Source organism: Meiothermus sp. CFH 77666, assembly GCF_017497985.1.
GTDB lineage: Bacteria > Deinococcota > Deinococci > Deinococcales > Thermaceae > Meiothermus.
In genome coordinates this window covers 97,756-108,753 of sequence record NZ_JAGDFV010000011.1, presented here as the reverse complement: position 1 = coordinate 108,753, position 10,998 = coordinate 97,756, and the positions used below count along the sequence as shown (strand labels likewise).

Here is a 10,998-nt window from a genome sequence, read left to right as displayed (position 1 = left end):
GATCAGCAGCAGGTCTTGCCAGCGATGATGGGTTTTCAAGTACTCGCGGGAATCGGGTATCTGGGCTAGATACGGCAACGGACTGGGGATGGAGACAGCTTTCATATGTGATTATGATAAAAGCCTGGCCACATACCGGGCCGCCATCGGCCCAGGCTGTAGTAAGGTGAAGTAGATGCGGGTGCAACTGATCGCCGTCCAAACCGAGCTGCAAACCGCGCCCTATACCAGCGCCCTGGCCTTCAAGCAGTATGTACTCGAGCTCTGCCGGGCCGCCACGGAGGGCCTGCCCCAGGACGAACCCCGCATTCTGGCTTTCCCTGAACTGTTTGCCCTGCCCCTGGTGTTCTGGCTGGAGACCTCGAGGGCGGTGCAGGGGGCCCGAACCAGCCTGCAGGCTGCCTTGCAGTTACTCCGCGAACACTGGCCTGCCCTCCTGCAGCTGGGGGTCTGGAGCCCCGCCGCGCTCTACCATCTACGAGCCCCATTGGTCTGGCCGGTGTACGAACAGGCCTTTCGGGAAGCCGCTCAGGCAGTCGGTGGTTACGTTGTGGCCGGCAGTATTTTTAGTCCGCAAATGGACTGGGAGCCGACGCAGCGCCTCCACGCCAGGGGCAAAGGCGTGTACAACCTCTCGCTCATGGTTTCGCCCCAGGGCGCCGTGCTGGGGCGCATCCCCAAGGTTCATCTGACCGCCGATGAACGCCGCGCGTTTTTGACGAGCGGCCAGATGGGCAGGCAGACCCTCCACACCCGCCTGGGCACTCTGGCCAACCTGATCTGCCTGGATGCTTTTCACGAAGACCTGATCGAGCAGGCCGACGCCGCCGGGGCCTGGCTGGTGGTACAGCCCTCGGCCAACGCTGCCCGCTGGGAGGGGCCCTGGAGTGCAGACCCCCGCGAAGTAGAGGGCGAGGTCTGGCTGCGCGAAGGGCTTGCCAGGAAGCTGCAAAACCGCGAAAACCTGCACTACGGGCTCAACCCCATGCTGAATGGGCGCTTCTACGACCTCTCTTTCGAGGGCAGGAGCGGCATTTACCAGCCAGGCGCGCCCCTGGCTCTGGCCGAGAGCGCCACCGGCAACGCCTTCGTGCGAGCGGTAGTGGAGATACCCCGTTTGCCGGGCAAGTCCGACTGATAACCTGGTCTGCCCCCGCCTTGAGCCTTCGGCCTTCAGTTTTCGGATAAATTATGTGTTATGCGCCTCTCCAAAACCGACATCTACGCCTTCAAAACCCTGGGCTACCTGGGCACCCAGCCCCAGGGGCGTTTGGTGAGCAGCGAGGAACTCAGCCAGGCCACCGGGGTAGGGCATACCTATCTGGTGCGGATTCTGGCTGCGCTGGTGGGGCATAACCTGGTGGTTTCCAAAAAGGGCCAGGGTGGGGGGTATGCGCTACCCCGCCCACCGGAGGAAATCAACCTGCGCGACGTGATCCGAGCTGTGGACGGGCCTATCGCCCCGCTGGCCTGCGTCAGCCTGAACTGGCCCAAAGCCTGCGCCCTGGAAAAGCGCTGCCAGGCGCGAAGTGCGGTCTGGCTCAAGGTGCGCGATGCCGTGCTGCAAAGCCTGAGCCAGGTGAGCGTGGCCGACCTGGCCGCCGACTTCCGCCAGGGGGTAGACTACTCGGAGTGCCTGGAACACCTGCTGCCCTCGAGCGAACTGCTCACCCGCCGGGCAGCCAAACCGCTCAACCGTCCCAAGTCATCCAAGCGGTAGCCTACAGAGGATTGTCCGGCCTACCACGACGCTAAACGCAAATCCGAACTTGCCCTGGGCTATCGGGCAGGCTGCAGTATTGAAACCGAAAGCCACAATGTGTATCATCTCGCCATTAGATTACATTTTTTGTAATCTATGTCAGCGTAACCTTTGACAACTTTGCCCTAAGCTGTTTCAGGTTAACTGGTGCAGTGACCAACGGTTCTTTTGGAGGTAAGAGATGAGCTACGCCAACCCCGATGTGCTGGTTTCCACCGACTGGGTGCTGGAGCACCTGCAAGACCCCAAGATCAAGATTCTCGAGGTCAACGAGGACATCCTGCTCTACGACACCGGCCATATTCCTGGCAGTCAGAAGATCGACTGGCAGGCCGACCTCTGGGACGACACCATCCGCGAGTTTATCCAGCCCCACGAGCTGGCCGCCCTGTTCGAGCGCCTGGGCATCTCCAACGACACCACCATCGTGCTGTATGGCGACAAAAACAACTGGTGGGCGGCCTATGCCTTCTGGTTTTTCAGCTACAACGGGCACCAACACCTCAAGCTGATGAACGGCGGGCGCATCAAGTGGACGCAGGAAAACAAGCCCCTCACCACCGAGGTGCCCATCTACCCCAAAGGCTCCTACACCCCCGGCCAGCGCGACCCCAGCCTGCGGGCTTTCCGCGACGAGGTGCTGGCCCATTTGGAAAAGGTCAAGGCGGGCAAAGGTGCGCTGGTGGATGTGCGCAGCCCTGCCGAGTTTACCGGCGAGAAAACCCACATGCCCGAGTACCCCCAGGAAGGGGTGCTGCGCGGAGGGCACATCCCCGGCGCCCGCAGCATCCCCTGGGCCACCACCGTCAACCCCGACGGCACCTTCAAGAGCGCCGAAGAACTGCGTGCCATCTACGAGCCCAAGGGCGTAACCCCCGACAAAGAGGTGATCGCCTACTGCCGCATCGCCGAGCGCAGCAGCCATAGCTGGTTTGTGCTCAAGCATCTCCTGGGCTACCCCAACGTCAAAAACTACGACGGAAGCTGGACCGAGTGGGGCAACGCGGTGGGTGTTCCCATCGAAAAAGGCCCGGAAAAGTAGCAGGGCAACTGCTTTAGCGTTGTAAAGGCAACCATAGCAGCCAAAGTGAAAGGCGGCGAACGGTCCCGCCAAGCCTCACTTTGCGAACCGCCGTCATTGTGAGGAAGCCAAAGGCCGACGAAGCAATCCAGGGGGGCTCGCCAGGCTACCGGCCGGGCAGGGCGAACTGGATTGCTTCGCATCCTGCGGATGCTCGCAATGCCAACAAGATTTTCAAAAAAATCCCAATCGGTGCCAATGAAACATCCCCTGCCGGGCCATACTTCAACGGGAACATTCGGACTAGACTAGGGGAAATGCCCGATACCACGTCCGATGCTGTCATCCATCCACACGAGCGTAAGGCCCTCGAGGAGCTCCTGCAATTCCCCCTCACCGAGGCGCTTTTTGGCCGTAGGAGCCGCCGCTTTGCCCTGGGGGGCGAGCTGCCCGAGGGGCCCCTGGCCTACCGCTCGCGGTATGCGCCCTATCCGCTTTCGGAGCTCGAGCGCCTGCTCATCCTCACCACGGTGGGCGGCCTGACCGGCTGGCACAACCTGATCAGCCACCACAAAAACGTGGCCCCTTACCTGCCCAGCTACTCCGGTATGGCCGCCGGGCGCACCTTCCCCAGCGCGGCGGGCTTCCACACCAGCCAGATTTTCTTCACCGACGATAGCGGCACCTATGTGTTCAAAACCCGCGATGCCCGCCCGCTGGTGCCGCGCAACGCCAAGGGCCAGGTAGACCTGGTGGAACTGCTGCTAGCGCACCGGCAGTACATTCACAAACTTTCGGATACTCGGCTTCATATTCCGCCCCGCGAGCCCTACATGGCCGGCCACAACGCCTGGAACGCCAACAAACCGGGCTCACTGCTGGTCTGGCCAATAGCCGACGTAGCCCAGCACCAGCTCCTAAAGCTCCTGTTTATTGCCCAGAACGGCTTCGTACTCTACGACGACGTACACAACCGGAGCATCCCAGGGCTGGAAAAGTTTAAGGATTATGTAGCGGTGGACAAGCCCTACCCCCTCACCGCCTTTGACCAGGCCACCCTGGCCGAAGTTTCGGCGGAAATCAGCGCAGCGGTATTTGCGGGCCACCTGATGCAGCAGGCCATGGGCCTGGGCGGCTGGATGCTCAACGGCCTGGATCGGGTACGAGTGCTGGGAGCCTCGGGCGATCCTGAGGTGCCGGGGCTGGGCTTCCGCTACGACCACAAGCCCGGCTGGTCGCGTCCTAACCCCACCGGCCTCGAGGGTGTTTTTGAAGGCCACTGCCCGCCTCACTACCCCGATATGCGTAGGGCGGTAGAAGCCCTGGTCGAGCGCAAGTTTGGCGAGGGTGGCCCCTTCCACCCCCAAACCCCAGGGCCCTGGAAGAACGCCCCGGCGGTGCGTTCCCAGGCTTTCCCCCACCAGGATTGGCTGGTTGAGCTGGTTGCTACCCAGGCCCAGTACCTCTTCGATACCTTCGGAAAGTTCCCCGCCACGGTGCCCACCATCTACAGCCTGATGTTTTTGCAGACCCACCACCTCGATCTCGAGTACTACGACCGGTTTTTCGAGCCGGGGGCCTACCTGCCCACCCACCGTGAACACCTGGAAAAGTGGCATGGGGTGCGGCTGGAGGAGTTGCCGAAAAGAGACGATGGTCAATAGTCTATGGTCGATAGCCGATAGCTGATTGCTGATTGCGAAAGGGCAACTTAGCGGCCTCGCGCCGAACGGGATGGCGCGGTTGGCCTGCCCAAACCGACACATGTCGGATTGCGTCCAGCCCGTTCTGTTTTGCTATCAGCTATGAGCTATTGACCATTGGCTTCTTTCCGCAGCTTTTGCAGGCCCCCCTCGAGGTTATACACCTGCTCATAGCCCGCCGCTTCCAGGTACAGCCCGGCCAGCTCGCTCATTACCCCACGCTCGCAGATAAGCAGCAGGGGGCGGTCTTTGGGCAGGTTGTGGTTGCCGTGCTGGATGTCGTGCAGGGGAATGTGTACGGCACCCTCGAAGTCGCCCTGGTTGTACTGCTCCGGCGGGCGCACATCCACCACCAGCGGGTTGTCCTGCAAAAAGCTCTTGAGCAACTCGGATTTCAGGGTACGCATGTCTATAAGATAAGGCATCCGTTAGGGGCGATTGCCCTGAAGGAGCGTGTTTGAGACGAGCATCTGGAGGGGGGCATTTTTGGAGGAATGACCCGCAACTGGGGGCTTCTTCTAGGGGTTGATAGTTTATGCCAAAAATCTGAATCAGTATGCAAAGCCCCGTAGCCAGAAGGCAGGATAAATGATATTCTCTCCCCTTGGTATGCCCGCCCGCACCGATCTCAAAAAAATACTCATCATCGGCTCTGGCCCCATCACCATCGGCCAGGCCGCCGAATTCGACTACTCCGGCACCCAGGCCGTCAAGGCCCTGCGTAGCGTGGGCTACGAGGTGGTGCTGGTCAACTCCAACCCCGCTACCATCATGACCGACCCCGAGCTCTCGGAGGGGACGTACCTCGAGCCCCTCACAGTGGAGTTCCTGGAAAAAATCATCGCCCAGGAGCGCCCGGACGCCCTGCTCCCGACCCTGGGGGGACAGACCGCGCTCAACCTCTCGATGGCCCTTTTTGAGCAGGGGATTTTAGAAAAATACGGGGTGGAGCTGATCGGGGCCAATGCCGCCGCCATCAAGAAGGGCGAAGACCGCGAAGAATTCCAGAAAGCCATGCTGAAAATCGGGGTGGACGTACCCCGGGGCAAGATGGTGCACAGCCTGGAAGAGGGGCTGGCCTTTGCCCGCGAGGTGACCGGCTACCCGGTGGTGGTGCGGCCCAGCTTTACCCTGGGGGGCACCGGCGGCGGGATTGCCGAAAACGAAGCAGAGTTCATCGAGATTCTCACCCGTGGGCTCTCGCTCTCCCCCACCCACTCCGCACTCGTGGAAGAGTCCATTGTGGGCTGGAAGGAGTACGAGCTCGAGGTCATGCGCGACAAGAACGACACCGTGGTGATCATCACCTCCATCGAGAACGTAGACCCCATGGGCGTCCACACCGGCGACTCCATCACGGTAGCCCCCGCGCAGACCCTCTCCGATGTGGAGTACCAGAAGATGCGCGATGCGGCCATTGCCATCATCCGCGAGATCGGCGTGGAGACCGGCGGCTCCAACATCCAGTTCGCCATAGACCCCAAGACCGGGCGGATGATCGTGATCGAGATGAACCCCCGGGTCTCGCGCTCCTCGGCCCTGGCCTCCAAGGCCACGGGCTTTCCCATCGCCAAGATTGCCGCTCTGCTGGCGGTGGGCTACACCCTGGACGAGATCCCCAACGACATCACCCAAAAGACCCCGGCCTCCTTCGAGCCCACCATTGACTACGTGGTGACCAAAATTCCCCGCTTTGCCTTCGAGAAGTTCAGCACCCTGCCCAACACCCAGCCACAGGGCTTCTCCGACCGACTCGGCACCCAGATGAAGAGCGTGGGCGAGGTAATGGCCATTGGCCGAACCTTCAAGGAGTCCTTTGGCAAGGCCCTGCGGAGCCTCGAGGCCGACGTGCGGGCAGAGTTCTCCACCTACACCACCGAGGAGCTGTGGGCCCGGCTCTACCCCAGCCCTACGCGAATTTATGCAGTGCTGGAACTGCTGCGGCGGGGCGAACAGGTAGACCGCCTCTATGAGCGCACCAGAATTGAACCCTGGTTCCTGACCCAGCTCAAGGAGGTGGTGGAGGCCGAGCACGACCTCGAGACCGAGAGCCAGCGCCTGGGGGACGCCGAGGACTGGCGCTACGTGAAGAGCCTGGGCCTGTCCGACGCGCGGGTGGGCGAGCTGGTGGGGGTCTCCGAAGCGGCAGCCCGCAAACAGCGCCTGGCCGCAGGCTCCAGGCCGGTTTACAAAACAGTGGACACCTGCGCTGCCGAGTTCGAGGCCTACACCCCCTACCACTACAGCGCCTATGAGCTGGAGGACGAGGTGCGCCCTACCAACAAGCCCAAGGTGGTGATCCTGGGCAGCGGCCCCATCCGCATCGGGCAGGGAGTGGAGTTCGACTACGCCACCGTGCACGCGGTCTGGGCCCTGCGCGAGGCCGGTTTTGAAACCATCATGGTCAACTCCAACCCCGAGACCGTGAGCACCGACTACGACACCGCCGACCGACTCTACTTCGAGCCACTGACGCTGGAAGACGTGCTCAACCTGACCGAGCACGAAAAGCCCCTGGGTGCGATTGCCACCCTGGGCGGCCAGACCCCCCTGAAGCTGGCCAGAAAGCTCGCCGAGGCCGGGGTAACCCTGCTGGGCACCCCCTGGGAGGCCATCCATAGGGCCGAAGACCGCGCCGAGTTCAACCGGCTCTGTACCGAACTGGGCATTCCCCAGCCCAAAGGGGCCGTCGCCCGCACCCCCGAGGAAGCCCTGCAACTGGCCGAGACCCTCGGCTACCCCCTGATGGCCCGGCCCAGCTACGTGCTGGGGGGGCGGGCCATGCAGGTCGTGCACAACGCCGAGGAGCTGCGCTGGTATCTGAACGGCATCTATGCCGCCCTGGCCGAGCGCCCCTCGATTCTCCTGGATCAGTACCTGGAGAACGCCCTCGAGCTCGACGTGGATGCCCTCTGCGACGGACAGCGGGTGGTGGTGGCGGGCATCATGGAGCACATCGAGCGGGCCGGGGTGCACTCCGGCGACTCGGCCACCATCCTGCCCCCCATCTCGCTCTCGCCCGAGCAGCTGGCCACTGTTAAGGACTACACCCGCAGGCTGGCCCTAGCGGTGGGGGTCAAGGGCCTGATCAACGTGCAGTACGCGCTCAAGGACGGCGTGGTTTACATCCTCGAGGCCAACCCCCGCGCCTCCCGCACGGTGCCGTTCGTGTCCAAGGCCATCGGCCACCCGCTCGCCAAGTACGCCGCCCTGATTGCGGTGGGCAAAACCCTGGACGAGCTGGGCTTCACCCAGGATCCCACCCCAGCCTTCTACTCGGTCAAGGAGGTGCTCATCCCCTGGCTCAAGTTCCCGGGGGTGATTCCGGTGCTGGGGCCGGAGATGCGCTCCACCGGCGAGAGCATGGGCATCGACGCCGACCCCTACCTGGCCTACTACCGGGCCGAGCTGGGAGTGGGCCAGCGGCTACCGCTCTCGGGCAAGGTGCGCTTCATCGGTGCCGACAGCCTGAAAGCCGACTGGGAAGCCGCCGGTTTCGAAGCCTCCGAAGGCGACTACGACCTGCTGATTGCCCTCTTCCCCCACCCCGAGCTGCGCCGGGCGGTGGAGACCGGCAAGCCCTTCATCACCACCGCCGAGGGGGCTAAGTGGAGCCTCGAGGCCATCCGGCGGGCCCGGAACTCTGGCCTGCCCGTCCGGTCGCTGCAAAGCTGGCATACTGGGTAGGTGTTCCATGAACCCCTCGAGCCCTGGGAAATCGGGGTCTATCCCCTGCTTTCCCTGGCCCTCATGGCCTGGCTCTCCTGGCCGCCGACCCTCTACTGGCCCCAGGTGCTGCGCTGGGAAACCCTGCTGTGGGTGGGGTTGGGCATTGGCGAAGTCTACCGCTTTCGCCACCTGCGCCCTGGGCTTTCCAGGCTCATTCTGATCGCCCTGTCCCTGAGCCTGAGCTTTGCCCTGCTTAACCCAGGCGACCCGCGCCTGATTTTCTGGATTGCCATGGCGCTCCTGGGGTATCTGTGGTTGCTAGAGTCCATCCCCGAGGTCTTGCGGCGGGTAGGCCAGTGGCTAAAGCAGGGCAAAAAATAACCGGAGTGGGTACTCCACTCCGGCCTTGCCCAACGAATCTTATACCAACTCTGCGCGTGAGCGGCGCTAAACGCGCCCCTCACTTGCCGCGCCAGGGGGCGCGTCCGAGGGACTTGTATATCGCTTTTAGGTCACTTCTGAGCAGATTCGGTATTACGCCTTGTTTTCCTCTACCGCTTCACTGACTTCGGCTGCGCGCTCGGCTTCCTGCTTTGCAGCAGCATCGGCAACAGCCTTGGCCTCGGCAGCTTCCCTGGCTGCCACGGCCCGGGCTTCCACATCCTCGTTGAGGCGCTTGCGGTCGCCTTTGATGCGGGCGGCCTTGCCGCGCAGCTCACGCAGATAGTAGAGCTTGGCGCGGCGCACCTTGCCCCGGCTTACCACCTGCACGCTCTCGATGAGGGGCGAGTTGAAGGGAAACACCCGCTCCACCCCTTCGTTGAAGGAAATTTTGCGTACCGTGAAGGCGCTGTTGAAGCCATTGCGTTTGATTTTGATGACCACACCTTCATAGGCCTGTACGCGGGTACGGTTGCCTTCGACCACCTTGTAGTTGACCTTGACGGTATCGCCGGGTTTGAACTGGGGAATGTCGGTACGGGTGTACTTCTTTTCTACCACTTTGAGCAAAGCACCACGGTTCATGGTCTGACTCCTTGTTCCAGCGGAACCTACTTGTGCGCCCTTTGCCTTTGGCAAAACTGCGGGTTCATGGATTCTTGCCCTCAAACGTACCCGCTTAGCAGATACTCGGGACAGGTCAGCAAGTGGAGATTGTATCAGCCAGGGGGGGCCTTGTCAAAATCAAGGTTGCGGTTTTCAAAGGCCTGCCCCCTAACCCCTGTCCCTTACTTCACCGTTCGCATGATTCCGCTTGGTGTTTAGACAACGCCGATATGAGTGAATCTAGCCTTGTGCCTTCAGCTTTTCTTTCGGCCTTGCATATGGAATACGATGGGATTTCTCACACCTTTGCTGAAGACCTTACTCCTCGAGCCAGACCAAATCCTTTGCAGTTAGCTCGGCTTTTTCCAGCAGGTCGGGTCGGCGTTCCTTGGTTCGCTTGAGGGCTTGCTTGCGCCGCCATTCGGCAATTTTGGCGTGGTGGCCCGAGGTAAGGATTTCCGGTACGCACAGGCCCCGAAACTCCGGCGGGCGGGTGTAGTGGGGGTAGTCCAGCAGGCCGGTAGAAAAGGAGTCCTGCTGGTGGCTTTCAGCTTCCTTGATAACGCCCGGAATCAGGCGGGCGGTGGCTTCCAGGATGACCAGCGCCCCCAGCTCCCCGCCCATCAGCACGTAGTCGCCTATGGAAACCTCGCGGGTCACGAAGCGCTCTACCCGGGCGTCTATTCCCTCGTAGCGCCCACACAAAAGCACCAGGTGCGACTTCTGGGCCAGCTCCTCGGCCATGCGCTGGGTAAAGGGCGCTCCGGCAGGGCTCAGCAGGATGCGCTCGTCGGCAGGCCCGGCGGCCTCGAGGGCCCGCACCACCACATCCACCCGCATCACCATACCGGCCCCCCCGCCATAGGGGGTGTCGTCCACGGTTTTGTGTTTGTCTTCGGTATAGGCCCGGATGTCCTGGATATCCACCTCGATCAGGCCCTTCTGGATGGCCTTCTGAACAATGGATTCTTCCGTCCAGGGGCGAATCAGGTCGGGGAAAAGGGTCAGGATGGTATATTTCATGGCTTTGCAGAGAATGGGTAGGCCAGTCTAATCGAACAACCCCGGAATGGCCTCGATGTAAATGCCGTCGGCCTCGATTTTCACATAGGGCGCCTGAAGCGGCACCAGATAGGTTTTGCTCTGGGCCCGCAGCGAGGCGCCCCTGGCTTTGATAACCAGGCGGTCTTGGGCCCCATCTTCTACATCCACCACTTCCCCGAAGGGCTTACCATCCACAAAAACCGGCCTGCCCACCAGCTCAAAGTAGTAGTATTCGCCTTCCTCGAGTTCAGGAAGGTCGTCCTGGTCGGCATATACCCGCAACCCGGCCAGCCGCTCGGCCTCCGATCGGTTTTGCACACCGGACAGATACACCACCAGCTCGTTACCCAGCTCCTCTATTTCCTCAATCAAGCGGTAGCCCAGACCTTCCAGGTACACCTTTTCCAGGTCAAAGACCACCGCCTCACCCCGAAACTTGAGGCCGCCGGCCATGCCGTAAGGTTTTCCAATACGGCCAATCTCGATGCGTCGCATACGTGGGTGGGGTTAGGGCCTCAGTAACCCGGCGCTCAGCGCACTTCCACCGAAACCCGGCCCTTGGCAAACGAACGCACCACCGTGCGGATACTCTCGATTACGCGGCCCTGCCGCCCGATGATGCGGCCTTTGTCTTCGGGGTGGGTTTCCACATAGTAGACCAGCCCCTCGCGGCCCCGGCGCTCGTCTACGCGGATGGAGGCCGGGTGATCAACCACTGCTTTGGCCAGGTATTCCACAAGGTCTTTCATAAG

11 protein-coding genes are annotated in these 10,998 nt (G+C 61.8%); 6 read left to right on the top strand and 5 right to left on the bottom strand.

The genetic code is table 11. From position 1 onward, the window contains the following. The first annotated feature begins 175 nt into the window (after window positions 1-175). The 4 genes from J3L12_RS07960 to J3L12_RS07945 all read left to right on the top strand — a co-directional run bounded on the left by J3L12_RS07960 (window position 176) and on the right by J3L12_RS07945 (window position 4,447). Entirely contained in the window at window positions 176-1,138 is a 963-nt protein-coding gene (locus tag J3L12_RS07960; protein WP_208014515.1) for a nitrilase, read from the top strand. Between the two features lie 60 nt (window positions 1,139-1,198). Beyond that, the gene (locus tag J3L12_RS07955) at window positions 1,199-1,720 is read left to right on the top strand and encodes an Rrf2 family transcriptional regulator (RefSeq protein WP_208014514.1); all 522 of its coding nucleotides are present in this window, start codon (window positions 1,199-1,201) and stop codon (window positions 1,718-1,720) included. A 223-nt stretch (window positions 1,721-1,943) separates the two neighbouring features. Then, window positions 1,944-2,804, top strand: a complete 861-nt coding sequence (locus J3L12_RS07950) for a sulfurtransferase (protein ID WP_208014513.1) — start codon at window positions 1,944-1,946, stop codon at window positions 2,802-2,804. Between the two features lie 296 nt (window positions 2,805-3,100). Next, window positions 3,101-4,447, top strand: coding sequence for a hypothetical protein (locus J3L12_RS07945; protein ID WP_208014512.1), 1,347 nt, complete (start codon window positions 3,101-3,103; stop codon window positions 4,445-4,447). A gap of 146 nt (window positions 4,448-4,593) precedes the next feature. Here the strand turns inward: J3L12_RS07945 and J3L12_RS07940 are convergent, their stop codons facing one another. Further along, window positions 4,594-4,893 carry a rhodanese-like domain-containing protein gene (locus J3L12_RS07940; protein ID WP_208014511.1) on the bottom strand — a complete coding sequence of 100 codons (300 nt, stop codon included), beginning with the start codon at window positions 4,891-4,893 and terminating at the stop codon, window positions 4,594-4,596. 202 nt (window positions 4,894-5,095) lie between these two features. Here J3L12_RS07940 and carB point away from each other — a divergent pair, with 202 nt between their 5' ends. Then, on the top strand, window positions 5,096-8,173 hold the full coding sequence (gene carB, locus J3L12_RS07935; protein ID WP_208014519.1) for a carbamoyl-phosphate synthase large subunit: 3,078 nt from the start codon (window positions 5,096-5,098) through the stop codon (window positions 8,171-8,173). Continuing rightward, window positions 8,174-8,536, top strand: a complete 363-nt coding sequence (locus J3L12_RS07930; protein WP_208014510.1) for a hypothetical protein — start codon at window positions 8,174-8,176, stop codon at window positions 8,534-8,536. It begins immediately after the preceding gene. Window positions 8,537-8,689: 153 nt separating this feature from the next. Here the strand turns inward: J3L12_RS07930 and rplS are convergent, their stop codons facing one another. The 4 genes from rplS to J3L12_RS07910 form a co-directional block, all read right to left on the bottom strand. After that, window positions 8,690-9,181, bottom strand: a complete 492-nt coding sequence (gene rplS, locus J3L12_RS07925; protein WP_208014509.1) for a 50S ribosomal protein L19 — start codon at window positions 9,179-9,181, stop codon at window positions 8,690-8,692. A 339-nt stretch (window positions 9,182-9,520) separates the two neighbouring features. After that, the gene (gene trmD / locus J3L12_RS07920; RefSeq protein WP_208014508.1) at window positions 9,521-10,225 is read right to left on the bottom strand and encodes a tRNA (guanosine(37)-N1)-methyltransferase TrmD; all 705 of its coding nucleotides are present in this window, start codon (window positions 10,223-10,225) and stop codon (window positions 9,521-9,523) included. Window positions 10,226-10,252: 27 nt separating this feature from the next. Continuing rightward, window positions 10,253-10,741 (bottom strand): ribosome maturation factor RimM, encoded by a 489-nt coding sequence (gene rimM, locus J3L12_RS07915; RefSeq protein ID WP_208014507.1) that lies wholly within the window; start codon window positions 10,739-10,741, stop codon window positions 10,253-10,255. A 35-nt stretch (window positions 10,742-10,776) separates the two neighbouring features. Further along, entirely contained in the window at window positions 10,777-10,995 is a 219-nt protein-coding gene (locus tag J3L12_RS07910; RefSeq protein WP_208014506.1) for a KH domain-containing protein, read from the bottom strand. Window positions 10,996-10,998 lie beyond the last annotated feature (3 nt).

Excerpts from the sequence above, each read along its gene's own strand:
- trmD (WP_208014508.1), bottom strand. The coding sequence starts at position 10,225 with ATGAAATATACCATCCTGACCCTTTTCCCCGACCTGATTCGCCCCTGG.
- rplS (WP_208014509.1), bottom strand. The coding sequence starts at position 9,181 with ATGAACCGTGGTGCTTTGCTCAAAGTGGTAGAAAAGAAGTACACCCGT.
- J3L12_RS07940 (WP_208014511.1), bottom strand. The coding sequence starts at position 4,893 with ATGCGTACCCTGAAATCCGAGTTGCTCAAGAGCTTTTTGCAGGACAAC.
- J3L12_RS07950 (WP_208014513.1), top strand. The coding sequence starts at position 1,944 with ATGAGCTACGCCAACCCCGATGTGCTGGTTTCCACCGACTGGGTGCTG.
- rimM (WP_208014507.1), bottom strand. The coding sequence starts at position 10,741 with ATGCGACGCATCGAGATTGGCCGTATTGGAAAACCTTACGGCATGGCC.
- carB (WP_208014519.1), top strand. The coding sequence starts at position 5,096 with ATGCCCGCCCGCACCGATCTCAAAAAAATACTCATCATCGGCTCTGGC.
- J3L12_RS07960 (WP_208014515.1), top strand. The coding sequence starts at position 176 with ATGCGGGTGCAACTGATCGCCGTCCAAACCGAGCTGCAAACCGCGCCC.
- J3L12_RS07955 (WP_208014514.1), top strand. The coding sequence starts at position 1,199 with ATGCGCCTCTCCAAAACCGACATCTACGCCTTCAAAACCCTGGGCTAC.
- J3L12_RS07945 (WP_208014512.1), top strand. The coding sequence starts at position 3,101 with ATGCCCGATACCACGTCCGATGCTGTCATCCATCCACACGAGCGTAAG.
- J3L12_RS07910 (WP_208014506.1), bottom strand. The coding sequence starts at position 10,995 with ATGAAAGACCTTGTGGAATACCTGGCCAAAGCAGTGGTTGATCACCCG.